This is a genomic window from Mycolicibacterium sp. XJ1819, from assembly GCF_053483675.1.
On record NZ_JBEFST010000009.1, the window covers coordinates 1 to 17,449 of the forward strand.

Sequence of the window (17,449 nt, forward strand, 5' to 3'; positions counted from 1 at the left end):
TGAGGGGGACTCCAGGCCCGAAGCCCTGCGCTGTCTCAAACGCCGTCTGGCCCGCGTCGTCTTCAACCACCTCCTCACCGACCTCAACAACCGCCAAAAGCCTCGCCAACTGGCGGCGGCTTGACATAGGAGAAACGCGTGTTGAGCGCCATCGCGATCGTCCCGTCGGCCCCGGTCATGGTCGACGAGTTGGCCCCCGGAACCGACTCCGAGCTCGCCGATCTGCGTGCTGCGGTAACGGAGGCCGCCGCGTCGCTGCCCGCGCGGTGGGTCGTGGTGGGCACGGGGCGCGCCGACGATGTCGTCCACCCGCGGCGGTCGGGCACCTTCGCCGGCTACGGCGTCGACGTGCCGGTGGCGCTGTCGCCCGACGCCCCGACCGGCGCGCCCGCACCGCTGCCGCTGTGTGCGCTGATCGCCGGCTGGCTGCGCGGCCGCGTCAACCCCCGGGCGCACGCCGAGGTGCGGGTGTACGCCGACGGTCACGGCGCCGAAGAGGCGGTGGGGCGGGGCAGGCGGCTGCGCGCGGACCTCGACGCGGTGGCCGACCCGGTCGGCGTGCTCGTCGTCGCCGACGGCGCACACACCCTCAGTCAGTCCGCCCCCGGCGGATACCAGCCGCACGACCTCCCGGTGCAGGAGGCCCTCGACGACGCGCTGGCCCGCGGCGATGCCGCCACGCTGACGCGCCAGCCCGACGCCGTCCTGGGCCGGGTCGCCTACCAGGTGCTGGCCGGGCTGGTGGACCCCGCGCCGTCATCGGCCGGCGAGTTGTACCGCGGCGCGCCCTACGGGGTCGGTTACTTCGTCGGGGTCTGGCAGCCGTGACGCGGCCCATCGCGATCATCGGCCCGACCGGAACGGGCAAGTCGGCGTTGGCCCTGCAGGTCGCCGAACGGTTGAGCGCCGGCGCGGAGATCGTCAATGCCGACGCGATGCAGCTCTACCGGGGCATGGACATCGGCACCGCGAAGCTGACCGAGGCCGAGCGCAGCGGCGTCCCGCACCATCAGCTCGACGTCCTGGAGGTCACCGAGACCGCCAGCGTGGCGCGCTACCAGCAGGCCGCAAGCGCCGACATCGAGGCCGTCGCGGGCCGCGGCGCCGTGCCGATCATCGTCGGCGGGTCGATGATGTACGTCCAGTCGCTGCTGGACGGGTGGACCTTCCCCGCGACGGATCCGGCGGTGCGGGCCAGATACGAACAGCGCCTCGCCGAGGTCGGCGCGCACGAACTGCACGCCGAACTGGCCCGGGTCGACGCCGCGGCCGCGTCGTCGATCCTGCCGACCGACGGGCGCCGGATCGTGCGCGCACTGGAGGTCGTCGAACTGACCGGCCGGCCCTATGCGGCGTCGTTCCCGGCCATCGGCACACCCCGGTGGGGCACCGTCATCATCGGACTGGATTGGGACACAGTGCTTCTGGATGCACGGCTGGCCGAGCGCACCGACAAGATGTTCGCCGACGGACTGGTGGGTGAGGTGCGCACGCTGCTTGGCCGGGGTCTGCGCGACGGGGTGACCGCCTCGCGGGCGCTGGGATACGCGCAAGTCGTCGCCGACCTCGACGCCGGCGGCGACGGTTCGGCAGCACGCGAGCCGACGTTCTACGGCACCCGCCGCTATGTGCGCAGGCAACGGTCGTGGTTTCGCCGTGATCACCGCATCACCTGGCTGGACGGGGCAGCGGGCGGCCTCGTCGACGACGTGCTACGGGCCTGGCGAGACGTATCCTGAGCTGGTGAAGTTCATCAAGGGCCACGGCACGCAGAACGACTTCGTGCTGTTGCCCGACCTCGACGGCGTGCTGACGCTGGCGCCCGCCGCGGTGGCCGCGCTCTGCGATCGTCGCCGAGGGCTGGGCGCCGACGGCGTGCTGCGGGTGACCACGGCGGCCGCCGCGCAGGCCGCGGGCGTGTTCGACCGACTCCCCGAGGGGGTCTCGGGCGACGACTGGTACATGGACTACCGCAACGCCGACGGTTCGCTCGCGCAGATGTGCGGCAACGGCGTGCGGGTGTTCGCCCACTACCTGCGCACGAGCGGCCTGGAGGGGCGCGACGAGTTCGTGATCGGATCGCCGGCGGGGCCGCGACCGGTGGTGCTGCACTCCCACGACGCCACCACCGCCGACGTCACCGTCGAGATGGGTAAGGCCAACCAACTCGGCACCGGCGAGGCGAGGGTCGGGGGCAGGGCGTTCGCGGGCCTGGCGGTCGACGTCGGCAACCCCCACCTGGCGTGCGTGGACCCCGCCCTGACCGACGACGGCCTGGCCGCCCTCGACGTGGCCGCGCCGGTGTCCTTCGACCGCGCGCAGTTCCCCGAGGGCGTCAACGTCGAGGTGCTCACGGCGCCCACGAACGGAACCGTCTCGATGCGGGTGCACGAGCGCGGAGTCGGTGAGACCCGCTCGTGCGGTACGGGAACCGTCGCCGCGGCGGTCGCGGCGTTGGCGCACTCCGGCGCCACCACGGGCACGATGCAGGTGCGCGTGCCCGGCGGCGAAGTGTCTGTCACGGTCACCGACGCCAGCAGCTACCTGCGTGGCCCGTCGGTCCTGGTGGCCCACGGCGAGGTGTCGGAGGAATGGTGGAGCGCTGCGCAACGTTAAACGGGGTGCATGAACAGTGATCTCCGTGCGAATCTGTATTCGCCTATGACATCTTCCGATTTCCCAGTCAACGACACACCCAGCGTGGGCGAGCTCGCGCTGGAGGACCGCTCGGCGCTGCGCCGGGTGGCCGGGCTGTCCACCGAACTGGCCGACGTCTCCGAGGTCGAGTACCGCCAGTTGCGCTTGGAGCGCGTCGTGCTGGTCGGGGTGTGGACCGAAGGCAGCGCGGCCGACGCCGAGGCCAGCCTCGCCGAACTGGCCGCACTGGCCGAAACCGCGGGCTCAGAGGTGCTCGAGGGCCTCATCCAGCGCCGCGACAAACCGGACGCCTCGACCTACATCGGCTCCGGTAAGGCCGCCGAACTGCGCGACATCGTGGTCGCCACCGGCGCCGACACCGTGATCTGCGACGGTGAGCTCAGCCCGGCCCAGCTGACCGCGCTGGAGCGGGCCGTCAAGGTCAAGGTCATCGACCGCACCGCGCTGATCCTCGACATCTTCGCCCAACACGCCACCAGTCGAGAGGGCAAGGCGCAGGTCAGTCTGGCGCAGATGGAGTACATGCTGCCCAGGCTGCGCGGCTGGGGTGAGTCGATGTCCCGGCAGGCCGGCGGTCGCGCCGGCGGCAGCGGAGGCGGGGTGGGCCTGCGCGGGCCCGGTGAGACCAAGATCGAAACCGACCGCCGTCGTATTCGGGAGCGAATGGCCAAGCTGCGCCGCGATATCCGCGCGATGAAACGCGTCCGCGACACCCAGCGCAGCCGACGGCTGGGCAGTGACGTGCCGTCGATCGCGATCGTCGGCTACACCAACGCGGGCAAGTCGAGCCTGCTCAACGCGCTGACCGGGGCCGGGGTGCTGGTGGAGAACGCGCTGTTCGCCACGCTGGAACCGACAACGCGCCGAGGTGAATTCGCCGACGGCAGGCCGTTCGTGCTCACCGACACCGTCGGGTTCGTGCGTCATCTGCCGACGCAGTTGGTCGAGGCGTTCCGGTCCACGCTGGAGGAAGTGGTCGACGCCGACCTGCTGGTGCATGTGGTGGACGGCGCCGACGCCAGCCCGCTGGCCCAGATCAATGCGGTGCGCCAGGTGATCAACGAGGTGATCGCCGAGCGTGACTGCAAACCCGCCCCGGAACTGTTGGTGGTCAACAAGATCGACGCGGCCGGGGATCTGGCGCTGGCCCAGTTGCGCCGCAGCCTGCCCGAGGCCGTCTTCGTGTCGGCACACACCGGGGAGGGGCTCGACCGGCTGCAGCAACGGATGGCCGAGTTGATCGCCCCGACCGACACGATCGTCGATGTGACGATCCCGTATGACCGCGGCGATCTGGTCAACCGGGTGCACGCCGACGGCCGAGTGGACGCCACCGAGCACACCGCCGACGGCACCAGAATCAAGGCGCGCGTACCGATCCCGCTGGCGGCCAGCCTGCGCGACTACGCCACCTTCTGACCCAAAGCTGAAGGGACGCAGGGAACCTTTTGGGTTTCCCTGCGTCCCTTTGGCTTTGAATTATCGAGCCGCTACTGCTCTTTTTCCTGGCGCTTCTCGGCGGCCTTGGCCGCAGCGCGGGCGCTGTCGGCCTCGGTCTCCTTGCGCGCGGCGTCACGCTGCGCGTCGGCCTTGTCCTGCTGGGCCTGGCCCTCGCGGTACAGGTCGTCGCGGCCGGTGACCGCTCCGACGACCTCTTTGGCCTTGCCCTTGACGCCCTCGACGACGCCCTTGACGGCTTCTTCGGGGCCACTGTTGTTGTTCGACGACATGCGGGTTCCTCCCTGTCGGGTCGATGATGACCTGGGATTTCCCCGCCCAGGGTGGTCGCTAAACCACGCGTGGGCGAGGTCACGTCGAGACGGCGTCGAACACCTCGTTCGTGGGACTGCCCAGCACGAGTTGGGCGAGTTGAGCTTTCAGCCGGTCGAGGCGGCGTTCCTGTTCGTCGCTGCGGTTGTCGGTGCGCGCCAGGTCGATGAATTCGGTGGTGACGTAGCCGTCGCGAAGCAGCACGGTGACGGTGCGCTCGCAGGCGGTCAGCTCGAAGACGAAATCCTCCAGCAGTCGGCCCCGGTCGGGGCGGGCCAGCGACCGGTCGACGTGGTAGCGCCCGTCGGTGACCGCGCGCGTCACGGCCTCGAATCCGTCGCGTGCGCCCGGCCCACGAAACGGGGTCCGTACCTCGACGTCGCGCCGGGGCACCGGCCCGTGGGGGCAGAGCAACAAAAATGCCCGGTGCATGGCCTTGAACGCGACGGCCACGCCGCCGGGCGAATGCGAGCCGTGATACCGCATCAGGTCCTCGATCGTGAACGTGATCGTCTGGCCGCGCTCCTGCACCCGCAGCGACTCGGAGTCCGTCACCGTTTCACCCCGTCACCAGCGATTGTGACCCGGACGGTCATCGCCGAATGATGACACGGCAGCCCCCTCACCGGCAGCCGGATGCGGCACGCGTGACGGGTGGTTCCCCCCGTTTTTTGCGCGTGCGGGTATTTTCACTGCAGGAAAGGGCGTGCTTGTCGCACCTACGAGTCGACGGGCACCGCACTTCCAAGGGATTCGCGAGGATCTCGTGCCGACCGCGGGAGGACGAATGAGCTGGACTCTGATCCGGCGCAGCACGGTGATCCATCGGACGGTCATCGCAGTGTTCGTGATGGTGGCCGCGATGCTTGTGGCACCGGCGGCCGCGGCGCAACCCGAGAACGACGCCAACGCCGCGATCAGCGCCGCCTGGGACGCCAGCGGCGGTGAGGGCGGGCCGCTGGGCCCCCGGACCGGTGACGTCTACCCGGCCGGTGAGGGCTTCGTGCAGGACTTCGCGGGCGGCAAGATCTTCTTCACCCCCGCGACCGGAGCACGCATCATGACCGGCGCGATCCTGGAGAAGTACGAGTCGCTGGGCGGGGCCGCCGAGGGTGACCTCGGGTTCCCGAAGATCGACGAGGGTCCCGGCCGAGCCCCGGACAGCCGCAACGTCACGTTCAGCGCCGGCGACAACCCGGTGATCTTCTGGACACCTGCCACGGGTGCGCGGGTGGTGCGCGGCCCGATCAACGCCGCATGGGACCGGCTCGGCGGTTCGTCGGGCGCGCTCGGGGTGCCCGCCGAGGACGAGGTGTACCGCGGCGACGTGCTCAGCCAGAAGTTCACCGGTGGCGAGCTGTCGTACAACCTCCGCGACAAGACGTTCACCACGGAGCCGCCCGATCTCGCAACTCAGTTGGGGGACCTCGAGGTGCCCGACGACCCCACCGCCGCCATCAACGCTGCGCGGCGGGCGGCCGGGGGACCGCTGGGCCCGCTGGGCGCCTCGGAAGGGCCGCCCTATCCGATCGGCCGCGACGGGCTCGGGCAGAACTTCGCCAACGGCAAGATCTTCTACAGCCCACAGACCGGCGCCCATGTGCTGACCGGTCAGGTGCTGGTCAAGTACGACGAGCTCGGCGGGCCCGAGGGCGATCTGGGCTTCCCGGTCACCGACGAGGTCGACGGCGGGTTGGCCACCGACAGCAAGATGGCCAGTTTCGCGGCCGAGGACAAGCCGGTCATCTTCTGGACGCCCGACCACGGCGCGGTGCTGCTGCGCGGCCCGATGAGCGCCGCCTGGGACAAGCTCGGCGGTGCGCAGGGCACGCTCGGGGCGCCGATCGCCGACCAGACCGAAGACGGCGACGTCATCACCCAGCGGTTCAGCGGTGGTGTGGTGTCGTGGAACCGGGCCGAGAACACCTTCAGCACCGAACCGGCCGAACTCGCATCCGAACTGTCCGGCCTGCAGCTGCCCGGACAGCAGGCGCCCGACGTGACCACAGGTGACGAGCGGGCGTCTGACTCCGACGGCGGCAAGTGGTTCGAATGGAGTTGGTGGTGGCTGCTGGCGATCGTGCCGGTGCTGGTGCTCGTCGGGCTGGTCGGGTTCGCCACGCTGCGCAACCGCCGCCGCGGCGGTCGCGACGACGACTTCGACTTCGGCGATTCCGGATACGAACCGTCGCCGGACTACGACTCGGACTACGACCCCGAATACGACGGCGCGGAAAGCCCGGAACCGTCGTCCTCCGACGACTATTCCGCGGCGATGTTCGGCGACCGCTACGCGCGTGAGGGGTTGGGCGCGTTGTCCCCGCCGCCTCGGCACGCCGGCGGCGCCGCCGAGGATCTGTGGGGGGCGCGCCCGGGCGCCGGGCCCGACATCCCCGGGAGACCCGACGAGGACGACGAATACGACCGCTTCGACGGATACGACGACCAGGACTCGGACGAGGACGAACTGCACGACCTCGACGACGTCGAGGAGGCCGCGCCGCCACCGGAGGCCGACGACGAAGACCCCGACGCCGTCGACACCGCGCCGACTCGCATACCGACCGGCATCCAACGCGATCCGCTGGTCGACAGCGGCCGCCATGCCCGCATCGAGGTGGACGAACCGGAACCGCGCACCGCGTTCCTGCTGGCCACCGACGGCCTGGAGGACCCGCCGGACGGATATCCGGTGAAAGCCAGCACGAAATCGGGTCAGTACTGGGCGCCGGGCAGCCCCGGGTACGACGATGTGCGGGCCGAAATCTGGTTTGCCAGTGAAGAATTGGCCCGTGCCAACGGGTTCCTCGGCGCGGAGTAGCCGCTAGATCTTGCGGATCACCGTGACGACCTTGCCGAGCACGGCCGCCTCGTTGCCGGGGATCGGGTCGAAGGCGGGGTTGTGCGGCATCAGCCACACCTGACCACGGGTGCGCTTGAACGTCTTCACGGTCGCCTCACCGTCGATCATCGCCGCGACGATGTCACCGTTGTCGGCCACGTTCTGCTGGCGCACCACGACCCAGTCGCCGTCGCAGATCGCCGCGTCGACCATCGAGTCGCCCACGACCTTGAGCAGGAACAGGGAGCCCTCGCCGACGAGTTCGCGGGGTAGCGGGAACACGTCTTCGACGGCCTCTTCGGCCAGGATGGGTCCGCCGGCGGCGATCCGGCCCAACACCGGCACGAACGTCGGTTCGGGCAGCGCGTCGGAACCGGCGACATCGGTACCCGCGAACGGCGTCGCCAGTTCGTCGGAACCACGCACGTCGACCGCGCGCGGCCGGTTGGGGTCGCGCCGCAGGTAGCCCTTGCGCTCCAGGGTCCGCAGTTGGTGAGCTACCGACGAGGTGGAGGTCAGCCCGACCGCATCGCCGATCTCCCTGATACTCGGGGGATAGCCGCGGGTGGTCACCGAGGCGCGGATGACGTCGAGGATGGTGCGCTGCCGCTCGGTGAGGCCCGTGTCGCGACCTCGGTGAGCGCCTGAAGCGACAGAATTATCGGTGCCGATGTCAGAGCCGCCCGGAGTGTCGGTGCTGGAGTCCATGACGCCGAATGTAACGCGCAGCAGACCATTAATCAAACATTTGTTCGAGGTGTGTCGGCCGATTTCGGCGGCGGGCCGTGCGGCCGCGAAATCTGTCGGTGGGGTGCCCTAGGGTTTGGCAACAGTTCGATCACGTGTTCTATCAATCGAACGCATGATCGACTAGATTCGAACACAGAAGCGAACACCGCCAAGCGGAAGGGCAGACGATGACGATCCTCGACACCCAGCAAGACATCCGGGAATCTCGGGAAACACGCGTGGTCAGGCCGGGAATCCGGCCGGCCGCCCGGCCCGCCGGTGCGCGCCGCAGGCCGCCGTCGCGGCGCCCGGGGGGTGCGACGGTGCGATACCGCGGTACCGGCGTGTTGATGTCCCGCGCGTCGCACCGACGGCGACCCATCACCCCGGCCAGCACCGTCGTGCTGGCACTGGTCGCCGCGGGTATCACCGTGTGGCTGGGGCTGGTGGCGCAGTTCGGCGGGGTGCTCGGCGAGGCCGCGGAGTCGGCCGCCGTACCCGATCAACTGGCGGTGGTCCAGGTGCAGTCCGGTGAGACCCTGCAGCACGTGGCGAAGCGGGTGGCCCCGGATGCGCCGGTGTACGAGGTCGTCGACCGGATCCGCGAACTCAACCGCCTCGAGTCCGTCGCCGTGGACGCCGGCCAGACGCTGATCGCACCGATCGGCTGACCGCACGTTGCGAGGCGGTGAAAACCATGACCGCTCAAGGCCGTTCAGGATGGATCGGGTCGGCGTCTGTCCGAAACGGGCCAATCGGCCCCATTCCGGGCCGAAGTAATGGCGCCCGAGTACGCTCGAAATCGTCCGAAGTGGTCGTTTGTTGGCGCGGTGAAGGAGCGGTGATGCACTGTCCGTTCTGCCGTCACCCCGACTCGCGGGTGGTCGATTCCCGCGAAACCGACGAAGGGCAGGCGATTCGCCGGCGCCGGTCGTGCCCGGAGTGCGGCAGGCGCTTCACCACGGTGGAGGCCGCGGTGCTCGCGGTGGTCAAGCGAAGCGGTGTGACCGAACCGTTCAGCCGGGAAAAGGTCATCAAGGGCGTGCGCCGGGCGTGTCAGGGCAGGCAGGTCGACGACGACGCGCTGAACCTACTGGCACAACAGGTGGAAGACGCCGTGCGGGCCACCGGATCACCGGAGGTGCCCAGTCACGAGGTGGGCCTGGCGATCCTGGGCCCGCTGCGGGAACTAGACGAGGTCGCCTACCTGCGGTTCGCCTCGGTCTACCGCGGGTTCACCTCCGCAGAGGACTTCGAGCGGGAGATCGAGGCGCTGCGCGCGCACCGCAAGGCGCCGCAACCGGCCGGCGGCTGAGGCGGCGCATCGACGGGGCTGCTCTAGTCGATCTGCTTTGTGCCGTCGTCGACGACGCGGCCGGCGATGCGGACCCAGCCTTCGGCGCTCCATTCGGTGTAGATCACCGATCCCTTGCCCTGCACGATGGTCAGATCGCGGCTGAGGTAGTCGGTCATGCGGGCCGCGGCCGAACCTGTCGCCTCGTCCTCGGGCACGCCTAGGTCGGTCGCGAACATGCGCGACCGGATCACCCCCTGCTCCCGATCTGTCCACGTCCACAAGTAGTGGTTGACGTCGTCGGGGTAGTCGGCGGGATCGGCGGCCGACAGTTCATCGGTCGAGTTCACTTCCTCGATGGCGAACTCCGGTGACCATTCGGCGCGTGCGCTGACCGACGTCACATCGTCGGTGTAGGTGATCTGGACGAGGCCGGCCGGAACCCGCAGCGTGTGAACGGGCCTGTCCCTGCGGCGCAGCCACCACGCCGCCCCCACGGTGGGATGGCCGGCGAACGGCAACTCCACGGCCGGTGTGTAGATGCGCGCATGCGCGGTATTGGTGCCGGGCTCGGGCACCGTGACGAATACCGTTTCGCTGAAACCCAATTCGGTGGCTATCCGCTGACGGTCGGCGGGTGCGACGGTGTCGGCGTCTACCACGCCGAGTGGATTGCCGTAGTTGCCGTCGGGGTCGGTGAACACCCGCAGCACGGTCACGTCGATTGCCATGTCGCCGATGCTACGTCGTGCCGGATGGGTGGGATGAATGATCAGGTGGCGCTGCGGACGTCGGTGCCCAAGGCGTCGAGGACCGCCATCCGGGTGTCGCGCCGCCCGCCGACGGGTCTGTCGGTGACGCCACTGCGCAGCAGTTCGCGCAGGTACTCGGGGTCGTGCGTGGCCGCCTCGGTGGTGTCGATGAAGTTCTCGACGACCTCGACGAAGCGACCGGGATTGTCGTGGAAGGGAAAGTGGCCCGAGCCCTCGAAGATCTCGAGCCGAGAGCCGGGCATCGCGGCGTGCGCCATTTCGGCGTGGCTGACCGGAATCACCGAGTCGCCGGCGCCCCAGATCAACTGCACGGGCACCGATTGCGTCAGATAACAGCGGTCGAGCATGGTCACCACCTGCCCGCGCCAGTCGACCACCGCGCGCAGCGTGCGCGCGAACGCCGAGGACGCCGTCGGCTCCGGCAGATCGGCGAGGATGCGCAGCGCGTTGGGCAGGTCCCGGCCTACGTCGGTGGACCCCAGCAGTGTGCCCGCCACTCGCCCGGCCACCTGTAGCGTCGGCAACACCATCGGCAGCCGCAGCAGCGCCAACGCCTCACTGCCCAGCGGCAGCGAGGCGATGCGCAGTGCGATGTTGACGTCCTTGGTCACCCCGCCGGCGCCGACGAGGATCAGCCGCTCGACGAGCTGCGGGAACTGGTAGGCGAACTGCATCGCCACCCCGCCGCCGAGTGAGTGGCCGATCACGGTGACCCGGTCGATGTCGAGCACGCTCAGCAGATCGCGCATCCCGTTGGCGTAGGCGGCCACCGAGTAGTCGGCGCGCGGCTTGTCGGATCTGCCGTGGCCGAGCAGGTCGGGGGCGATCACGGTGAAGCGCCGTGCCAGCGACGCATGCACCGGACTCCACGTGGTGGAGTTGTCGCCGATGCCGTGGATCAGCAGCAGCGCCGGCCCCGAACCCGCCACTCGAAACGCGCGGCGGTAGCCGTGGATGGTGCGAAACTCCAGCGACGGGGTCGGTTCCCGATCCGGAGGCGGGTCGGATTCAGGCGCGGCCATGCCGACAACTCTGCGATAACTTAGGTTGCCTCGCAAACCGGGCTACCCGGAGTCGTCGTCCCTGCGCTTCTCGGACTGTTGGCGCAGGAAGCGTTCGAATTCGGCACCGAGTTCGTCACCGCTGGGCAGATCCTCGTCGCGCACCAGCAGCGACCGGTTCTCCTGAGCGGCGACGAACGCGTCGTACTGACGTTCCAGCGCGGCGACCACCTGGGCCACCTCGGTGCTTCCCTCGACCTGCTCGTTGATCTTGTCCAGCACCTCGGCGCCGGCCCGGTCCAGGGCGTCGAGCGGAATCTCCAGCGAGGCGCTCTTGGTGACTTCGGCCAGCAGCGCCTCGGCCGCGGCCGGGTAATCGGTCTGCGCCAGGTAGTGCGGGACGTGCACGGTGTACCCGACCACCTCGTGCCCGTGCTGGGCCATCCGGAACTCCAGCAGGTTGGACACGCTGGCCGGAACCTGCACCTCGCCGACCCACGGCGTGTGATCGGCAATCAGGTCCTTGTCGTTGGAATGCGCGGTCATCGTGATGGGCCGGGTGTGCGGGACGGCCATCGGGATGGTGCCCAGGCCGATGACGCCGCGCACGCCGAGCCGTTCGGCCAGCAGGCGCACGGCGGTGATGAACCGCTCCCAACGCAGGTCTGGCTCCAGGCCGGCGAGCAACAGGAACGGCGTGCCCACGCTGTCGCGCAGCGCATACAGGTTGAGCTCGGGCTCTTCGTAGTTTGTGAAGTGGTCGGTCTTGAACGTCATCAGCGGACGCCGGGACCGGTAGTCGAGCAGTTCGTCGATGGCAAAGGACGCCACCAACTCGGTGTCCAGCGTGTTCTTCAGGTGCTGGGCGGCCAAGCGGATGGCGTGCCCGGCGTCGGAAAATCCTTCGAGGGCGTGGATCAGGACCGGACCGCGGCCGTCGCCTGAAGACAGCTGGGGGGCCGGGAACTCGAGCTCGTAGATGCCGGTTTGCTCGGGCTGGTACTTCTGCTCGGGATTGTCGGGCTGATCAGCCATCTGTCTCACCTCCTCCGCGGTGCCAAGAGAACAAAAACTCCATACGAATACAACCAGTGTCGCCCACGAAGCGTTCCCGTTCGCCGGCACCCGCCGATCGGCCCCCGATTCCTGGCCGCGCCGGCTCAAAAACCACGGAATCGGTTCAGCGCGCGCAACTTGTTCATCACGTCGAGCGCGGCGGTCTTGTAGGCCTCCGAGAACGTCGGATAGTTGAACACCGCGTCGACGAGGTACTCGATGGTGCCGCCGCAGCCCATCACCGCCTGGCCGACGTGCACCAGCTCGGTGGCGGTGGTGCCGAAGATGTGCACGCCCAACAGCTTCAGGTCGTCGGTGGACACCAGAAGTTTGAGCATTCCGTAGGAGTCGCCGGCGATCTGGCCCCTGGCCAGTTCCCGGTACCGCGAGACCCCCACCTCGTAGGGGATAGCGTTTCGGGTCAGCTCCACCTCGGTGGCCCCGACGTAGGACACCTCGGGGATGGAGTAGATGCCGATCGGTTGAAGGTCGGTCATGCCCTTGGCCGGTTCGCCGAACGCGTGGTAGGCGGCCAGCCTGCCCTGGTCCATCGACGTGGCGGCCAGCGCGGGAAAGCCGATGACGTCGCCGACCGCGTAGATGTGGTCGACCTTGGTGCAGAAATTGCTGTCGACGGCGATGCGTCCGCGCGGATCGGTCTGCAGTCCGGCGTTGGCCAGGTCGAGACGGTCGGTCTGGCCCTGTCGGCCCGCCGAGTACATCACCGTCTCGGCGGGGATCTGCTTACCGCTGGCCAGCGTGGTGACGGTGCCCGCCGAACCGACGTCGACCGCGGTCACCTCTTCGCCGAACCGGAACGTCACCGCCAGGTCGCGCAGGTGGAACTTCAGTGCCTCCACGATCTCGGGGTCACAGAAGTCCAGCATGCTGTCGCGCTTCTCCACGACCGTGACCTTGGTGCCGAGCGCGGCGAACATGGAGGCGTACTCGATGCCGATCACGCCCGCGCCGACGACCACCATCGACGCGGGAAGCGACTTCAGGTCGAGAATGCCGTCGGAGTCCAGCACCCGTTCCTCGTCGAACTCGACGCCCGGCGGCCGGGCGGGTTTGGTGCCGGTCGCGATCACGATGAACTCGCCGCTGACCGTGGTGCGTTCACCCCGGGTCGGCTCCTCGACGAGCACGGTGTGCGGGTCGACGAATCTGCCGTGCCCCTGGATCAGGTCGATGCGGTTGCGCATCAACTGCGAGCGCACGACGTCCTGCTCCTTGCCGATCACATGGGCGGTGCGCGACAGCAGGTCGGCGTTGGTGATCTTCTCCTTGACCCGGTAGCTGTCCCCGTACAGTTCGCGCTGGTTCAAACCGGTCAGGTAGACCACCGCCTCGCGCAGCGTCTTGGACGGAATGGTCCCGGTGTTCACGCACACCCCGCCGAGCATCCGGCCACGCTCGACCACCGCCACCGACTTGCCCAGCTTTGCCGCGGCGATCGCGGCCTTCTGCCCGCCCGGACCGGAACCCAGGACGACGAGGTCGTACTCCACCATGGCACCCATCGCATCCATAGCAACAAGGTCTACGCCGGTTGCCCGGTTTCCGCATGCCGACCGGCCCGAATACCGCCCGAATTGTTCGGCGGGCGACCTCGACGCCGGGGTGCGCGCGCCTGACGGCCGGCGCGGGCACCCGGTGAGACGATGACGGCGATGCTCAGCATGCGGTCGTGGCGCCGGTGGACCGGTGTGCTGCTGACGGCGACGGCGGTGACGGCCGGATGCGACCGGGTGGTCACCGGATCGCCGGGCGCCCAGGACGACGACGGGCCGCCGGCCGCCGAACTGCTCCTCGCGCCGGACCGGTTCCCGGGTCCCTACCGAGCCGCGGTCCTCGACGGTGTCGCCGCGCAGCGCGCCCTGCAGGTCATCGACGGCGTCCCCGCGGGAGCGGCGGTGTCGCCACCCGGCTGCGCGCCGACCACGCCCGCGGCGGCGGACGTCGCGGTGGCCGAGGGCATCCACCCCGAAACGGCGAGCCGTCTTGTCGTCGCGGTGATCCGTCCCGCCCCGCAGTTGAGCACCAGGGCGGCGCAACTGCGCGACTGCGCCTCGTTCACCACCGGCCTGGGCGATGCCGCCACCTCGGTGACGGTCACCATGCTCCCGGCGCCGCCGATCGACGCCGACGAGAGCGTCGCGGTCGACCAGAGCGCCCGCACGCCCGCGGCGCAACCGATGTGGCGGTCGCTGACGCTGGTCGCGCAGATCGGGGCCGTCCGGGTCAGCACGACGTGGCGACATGACGGCGCATCGGGCGCACCCGACACCTCGTCGCTGGACACGCTGTTCCGCGAGGCCGTGTCTACAGCGCGCCGCCACGGCTAGCTTCTCGCGGCTATCCCCAACGGCGAATTCATCCCCAGACAGTGCCTGCACCACGGCTGTCGCGGGCCAGGCGTCCGCGCGGCGGGGGACCGTCTTCGCATGACGACATCGCAAACACCAGATTTCCACCTCAACCGCCCGGGCGTGCTGATCGCGGCCCTGCCCGCCGTTCTCGGTTTCGTGCCGGAGAAATCGCTCGTGGTCGTGACGGTCGAACGCGGCCAGATGGGTTGCGTCATGCGCATCGACCTGTCCGAGGACCTCGCCGACGCGGTCGAGCACCTCGCCGAGGTGGCCTCCACCGCCGGACCCGACGCCGCGATCGCCGTGGTCGTCGACGACGCGGGGGCGGCCTGCCGGATGTGCAACGACGAGTACCGCGAACTGGCGGCCACGTTGGCGGCGGCGCTGGGTCGGCACGGAATCGAACTGCTGGCCACCCATGTGGTCGACCGGGTGGCCGCCGGCGGGCGCTGGCACTGCGCCGACGGGTGCGGATGCTCCGGCACCGTCGACGACCCGAACTCCTCACCGCTTGCCGCGGCGGCGGTGCTCGACGGACGCAGGCTGTATGCCCGGCGCGCCGAACTGCAGGAGGTCATCGCCGTCACCGATCCGTCCCGCACCGCGGCGCTGGCCGCGGTGATCGGCGGCCGTACGATCGAGAAGGACCGGCCCGACACCGCGAAGCGACGCGACGTCGAGGCGGCGATCGTGGCGGCCGCGCAGTTGGCCGACGGCGTCGACCTGCCCGACGCCACGCTGGCGCAGCTGGCGCTGGCGCTGTCCGATCTGGTGGTGCGCGACACGCTCTACGCGTTGGCGGTGGGGGAGCGTGCCGAGCAGGCCGAGGCGTTGTGGGCCGAGCTGGCGCGAACGCTGCCCGAGCCGTGGCGCGTGGAAGCGCTTGGACTGCTCGCGTTTTCGGCCTATACGCGGGGCGACGGACCGCTCGCGGGAGTCTCGTTGGATGCGGCGCTCCGGTGCGACCCCGGCCATCGGATGGCCGCGATGCTCGACAGGGCGCTGCAGTCCGGGGTGCGGCCGGAGCAGGTTCGCGCCCTGGCGGCCACCGGATATCGGCTGGCCGACCAATTGGGCGTGCGGTTGCCCGCCAAACGCGGCTACGGCCGGCGGGCCGGGTAGCGCCTGGCCGTCAGACCTTCTCGACCTTGACGGCGTGCGCCATCTGGTGGGGCAGTTCGACCCGCTCGTGTCCGGGGATCAGGATCATCACGCCGCCGTTGTCGATGCCTTCGACCGTCACCCGCGCATTGGGCACGACGCCGGCGTCCTTGAGCCGCCCGATCAGTTCCACGTCGCCCTGGACGTGCTCGGTGAGCTGTCGCACGACGACGGCGACGGGCATACCCGCGGGCAACTCGGTCAGCCGCACCAGGTTGATCTCGTCGGCGCGTGACGCGCTACCGGACAGTCCGAGCTCGGACAGACCGGGAATGGGGTTGCCGAACGGGGAAGTGGTGGGGTTGTCGAGGACCTGCACCAGTCGGCGCTCGACATCCTCGCTCATCACGTGTTCCCACCGACAGGCCTCGGCGTGGACTTCCTCCCAGGGCAGCCCGATCACGTCGACGAGCAGTCGCTCGGCGAGCCGGTGCTTGCGCATCACCGCGACGGCCAGCGAGCGGCCCTTCTCGGTGAGCTCGAGGTGACGGTCGCCGGCGACGTGCAGCAGCCCGTCGCGTTCCATACGCGACACGGTCTGGCTGACGGTGGGTCCGCTTTGCTCGAGCCGTTCGGCAATCCGCGCGCGAAGCGGCACTACGCCCTCTTCCTCGAGGTCGTAGATCGTCCGCAAATACATCTCCGTCGTATCAACAAGATCGTTCATGGCACCCTCCGTCTCGCCAGAGTCTACCTGGTCAGCGGCTTGAGCAGCGGTTCATCGAAATGCCGACACAGCAGCGCCCGCCGCGGTCGTCCGCGGCGGGCGCTTTCTCCGCATGCGGCGGAGCACTGATTGAGGTCAGCTGGCGTAGGAACGCAGCCGGTCGGCGCGGTCCCCGTTGCGGAGCTTGGCCATCACCTCACGCTCGATCTGGCGCACCCGCTCCCGGGACAGCCCGAACAGCTTGCCGATCTGGTCCAGCGTGCGCGGCTGGCCGTCGTCGAGGCCGAACCGCAGCCGGATGACCTGCTGCTCGCGCTCGTCGAGGGTGGCCAGCACGTAGCGGATGTCGGTGTGCAGCAGCTCGGAGATCACCGCGTTCTCGGCCGACATCGCCTCGGCGTCCTCGATGAAGTCGCCCAGCGGGGCTTCCTCGTCGCTGCCGACGGGCATGTCCAGGCTGACCGGATCGCGGCTGTGCTCGAGCAGATCGTTGATCTTCTCCACGGGAATGCCGGACTCTTCGGCCAGCTCGTCGTCGCTGGGCTCACGGCCCAACTGCTGATGCAGCTCGCGCTTGATCCGGGCGAGCTTGTTGACCTGCTCGACCAGATGAACCGGCAGTCGGATCGTGCGGCTCTGGTCGGCCATGCCGCGGGTGATCGCCTGACGGATCCACCACGTCGCGTAGGTCGAGAACTTGAATCCCTTGGCGTAGTCGAACTTTTCCATCGCGCGGATCAGACCCAGGTTGCCCTCCTGGATCAGGTCCAGCAGCGGCATCCCGCGTCCGGTGTAGCGCTTGGCCAGCGAGACCACCAGTCGAAGGTTGGCCTCGAGAAGGTGACGACGAGCGGCCTCGCCGTCGCGCACCACCTCGGCGAGCTCGCGCTTACGCTTCTCGCCCAACCTCTTCCGCGTCTTGAGTTGATGGGCAGCGTAGAGCCCCGCCTCGATGCGCTTGGCAAGCTCGACCTCGTCGGCGGCATTGAGCAGGGCCGTTTTGCCAATGCCATTGAGGTACACGCGCACGAGGTCAGCGGCCGGGCTCTGAGCGTCCAAGTCGGTGTCGACGCGGCTGGTACGGCTAGTGGTGGCATTTGCCATGACGGCCTCCTGATCGGGTCGA

General features: G+C 69.2%; 18 protein-coding genes and 1 pseudogene. 10 read left to right on the forward strand and 9 right to left on the reverse strand.

Annotated features, from left to right (window positions below):
* The 5 genes and pseudogenes from ABQE89_RS11095 to hflX all read left to right on the forward strand — a co-directional run.
* A pseudogene (locus ABQE89_RS11095) lies at positions 1–124 on the forward strand (IS110 family transposase); the annotation flags it as partial.
* A 14-nt stretch (positions 125–138) separates the two neighbouring features.
* Positions 139–828, forward strand: a complete 690-nt coding sequence (locus tag ABQE89_RS11100; protein WP_448416390.1) for a class III extradiol ring-cleavage dioxygenase family protein — start codon at positions 139–141, stop codon at positions 826–828.
* Positions 825–1,739 carry a tRNA (adenosine(37)-N6)-dimethylallyltransferase MiaA gene (gene miaA / locus ABQE89_RS11105; RefSeq protein WP_448416391.1) on the forward strand — a complete coding sequence of 305 codons (915 nt, stop codon included), beginning with the start codon at positions 825–827 and terminating at the stop codon, positions 1,737–1,739. The genes ABQE89_RS11100 and miaA overlap by 4 nt, the downstream gene beginning before the upstream one ends.
* Positions 1,740–1,743: 4 nt before the next feature.
* Complete coding sequence (gene dapF / locus ABQE89_RS11110; protein ID WP_448416392.1) at positions 1,744–2,616, forward strand: diaminopimelate epimerase; 873 nt, start codon at positions 1,744–1,746, stop codon at positions 2,614–2,616.
* Positions 2,617–2,661: 45 nt separating this feature from the next.
* On the forward strand, positions 2,662–4,077 hold the full coding sequence (hflX, locus tag ABQE89_RS11115) for a GTPase HflX (protein ID WP_448416393.1): 1,416 nt from the start codon (positions 2,662–2,664) through the stop codon (positions 4,075–4,077).
* A 71-nt stretch (positions 4,078–4,148) separates the two neighbouring features.
* On the opposite strand, the gene mbp1 is transcribed toward hflX, so the two are convergent.
* On the reverse strand, positions 4,149–4,388 hold the full coding sequence (gene mbp1, locus ABQE89_RS11120) for a microaggregate-binding protein 1 (RefSeq protein ID WP_448416394.1): 240 nt from the start codon (positions 4,386–4,388) through the stop codon (positions 4,149–4,151).
* Between the two features lie 79 nt (positions 4,389–4,467).
* Positions 4,468–4,983 carry a hypothetical protein gene (locus ABQE89_RS11125; protein ID WP_448416395.1) on the reverse strand — a complete coding sequence of 172 codons (516 nt, stop codon included), beginning with the start codon at positions 4,981–4,983 and terminating at the stop codon, positions 4,468–4,470.
* A gap of 232 nt (positions 4,984–5,215) precedes the next feature.
* On the opposite strand from ABQE89_RS11125, the gene ABQE89_RS11130 reads away from it, so the two are divergent.
* Positions 5,216–7,249 (forward strand): LGFP repeat-containing protein, encoded by a 2,034-nt coding sequence (locus ABQE89_RS11130; RefSeq protein WP_448416396.1) that lies wholly within the window; start codon positions 5,216–5,218, stop codon positions 7,247–7,249.
* A 3-nt stretch (positions 7,250–7,252) separates the two neighbouring features.
* On the opposite strand, the gene lexA is transcribed toward ABQE89_RS11130, so the two are convergent.
* Positions 7,253–7,978, reverse strand: a complete 726-nt coding sequence (lexA, locus tag ABQE89_RS11135) for a transcriptional repressor LexA (RefSeq protein WP_448416397.1) — start codon at positions 7,976–7,978, stop codon at positions 7,253–7,255.
* A gap of 209 nt (positions 7,979–8,187) precedes the next feature.
* On the opposite strand from lexA, the gene ABQE89_RS11140 reads away from it, so the two are divergent.
* Both ABQE89_RS11140 and nrdR read left to right on the forward strand, forming a co-directional pair.
* A complete protein-coding gene (locus ABQE89_RS11140; RefSeq protein WP_448416398.1) occupies positions 8,188–8,670 on the forward strand; it encodes a LysM peptidoglycan-binding domain-containing protein in 483 nt (160 codons plus the stop codon).
* Positions 8,671–8,843: 173 nt separating this feature from the next.
* A complete protein-coding gene (gene nrdR, locus ABQE89_RS11145; protein ID WP_448416399.1) occupies positions 8,844–9,314 on the forward strand; it encodes a transcriptional regulator NrdR in 471 nt (156 codons plus the stop codon).
* 23 nt (positions 9,315–9,337) lie between these two features.
* On the opposite strand, the gene ABQE89_RS11150 is transcribed toward nrdR, so the two are convergent.
* From ABQE89_RS11150 to sthA, 4 genes are all read right to left on the reverse strand, one after another.
* Positions 9,338–10,024: a PhzF family protein gene (locus tag ABQE89_RS11150; RefSeq protein WP_448416400.1), complete on the reverse strand. Its 687-nt coding sequence runs from the start codon at positions 10,022–10,024 to the stop codon at positions 9,338–9,340.
* Positions 10,025–10,065: 41 nt separating this feature from the next.
* Positions 10,066–11,088 (reverse strand): alpha/beta fold hydrolase, encoded by a 1,023-nt coding sequence (locus ABQE89_RS11155; protein ID WP_448416401.1) that lies wholly within the window; start codon positions 11,086–11,088, stop codon positions 10,066–10,068.
* Between the two features lie 42 nt (positions 11,089–11,130).
* A complete protein-coding gene (locus ABQE89_RS11160) occupies positions 11,131–12,102 on the reverse strand; it encodes a proteasome assembly chaperone family protein (protein WP_448416402.1) in 972 nt (323 codons plus the stop codon).
* Positions 12,103–12,227: 125 nt separating this feature from the next.
* Positions 12,228–13,637: a Si-specific NAD(P)(+) transhydrogenase gene (gene sthA / locus ABQE89_RS11165; RefSeq protein WP_448416768.1), complete on the reverse strand. Its 1,410-nt coding sequence runs from the start codon at positions 13,635–13,637 to the stop codon at positions 12,228–12,230.
* Between the two features lie 150 nt (positions 13,638–13,787).
* Here sthA and ABQE89_RS11170 point away from each other — a divergent pair, with 150 nt between their 5' ends.
* Positions 13,788–14,471, forward strand: a complete 684-nt coding sequence (locus ABQE89_RS11170; RefSeq protein WP_448416403.1) for a hypothetical protein — start codon at positions 13,788–13,790, stop codon at positions 14,469–14,471.
* 99 nt (positions 14,472–14,570) lie between these two features.
* Positions 14,571–15,617: a DUF4192 domain-containing protein gene (locus ABQE89_RS11175; RefSeq protein ID WP_448416404.1), complete on the forward strand. Its 1,047-nt coding sequence runs from the start codon at positions 14,571–14,573 to the stop codon at positions 15,615–15,617.
* Positions 15,618–15,627: 10 nt separating this feature from the next.
* Here ABQE89_RS11175 and ABQE89_RS11180 read toward each other — a convergent pair whose 3' ends face one another.
* Both ABQE89_RS11180 and ABQE89_RS11185 read right to left on the reverse strand, forming a co-directional pair.
* Positions 15,628–16,323: an iron-dependent transcriptional repressor DtxR gene (locus ABQE89_RS11180; protein ID WP_448416405.1), complete on the reverse strand. Its 696-nt coding sequence runs from the start codon at positions 16,321–16,323 to the stop codon at positions 15,628–15,630.
* A 135-nt stretch (positions 16,324–16,458) separates the two neighbouring features.
* Positions 16,459–17,427: a sigma-70 family RNA polymerase sigma factor gene (locus tag ABQE89_RS11185; protein ID WP_448416406.1), complete on the reverse strand. Its 969-nt coding sequence runs from the start codon at positions 17,425–17,427 to the stop codon at positions 16,459–16,461.
* Between the last annotated feature and the right edge of the window lie 22 nt (positions 17,428–17,449).

Excerpts from the sequence above, each read along its gene's own strand:
- ABQE89_RS11140 (WP_448416398.1), top strand. The coding sequence starts at position 8,188 with ATGACGATCCTCGACACCCAGCAAGACATCCGGGAATCTCGGGAAACA.
- ABQE89_RS11180 (WP_448416405.1), bottom strand. The coding sequence starts at position 16,323 with ATGAACGATCTTGTTGATACGACGGAGATGTATTTGCGGACGATCTAC.
- nrdR (WP_448416399.1), top strand. The coding sequence starts at position 8,844 with ATGCACTGTCCGTTCTGCCGTCACCCCGACTCGCGGGTGGTCGATTCC.
- sthA (WP_448416768.1), bottom strand. The coding sequence starts at position 13,637 with ATGGTGGAGTACGACCTCGTCGTCCTGGGTTCCGGTCCGGGCGGGCAG.
- lexA (WP_448416397.1), bottom strand. The coding sequence starts at position 7,978 with ATGGACTCCAGCACCGACACTCCGGGCGGCTCTGACATCGGCACCGAT.
- ABQE89_RS11150 (WP_448416400.1), bottom strand. The coding sequence starts at position 10,024 with ATGGCAATCGACGTGACCGTGCTGCGGGTGTTCACCGACCCCGACGGC.
- ABQE89_RS11185 (WP_448416406.1), bottom strand. The coding sequence starts at position 17,427 with ATGGCAAATGCCACCACTAGCCGTACCAGCCGCGTCGACACCGACTTG.
- mbp1 (WP_448416394.1), bottom strand. The coding sequence starts at position 4,388 with ATGTCGTCGAACAACAACAGTGGCCCCGAAGAAGCCGTCAAGGGCGTC.
- ABQE89_RS11160 (WP_448416402.1), bottom strand. The coding sequence starts at position 12,102 with ATGGCTGATCAGCCCGACAATCCCGAGCAGAAGTACCAGCCCGAGCAA.
- hflX (WP_448416393.1), top strand. The coding sequence starts at position 2,662 with ATGACATCTTCCGATTTCCCAGTCAACGACACACCCAGCGTGGGCGAG.
- ABQE89_RS11175 (WP_448416404.1), top strand. The coding sequence starts at position 14,571 with ATGACGACATCGCAAACACCAGATTTCCACCTCAACCGCCCGGGCGTG.
- ABQE89_RS11170 (WP_448416403.1), top strand. The coding sequence starts at position 13,788 with ATGACGGCGATGCTCAGCATGCGGTCGTGGCGCCGGTGGACCGGTGTG.
- ABQE89_RS11155 (WP_448416401.1), bottom strand. The coding sequence starts at position 11,088 with ATGGCCGCGCCTGAATCCGACCCGCCTCCGGATCGGGAACCGACCCCG.
- ABQE89_RS11130 (WP_448416396.1), top strand. The coding sequence starts at position 5,216 with ATGAGCTGGACTCTGATCCGGCGCAGCACGGTGATCCATCGGACGGTC.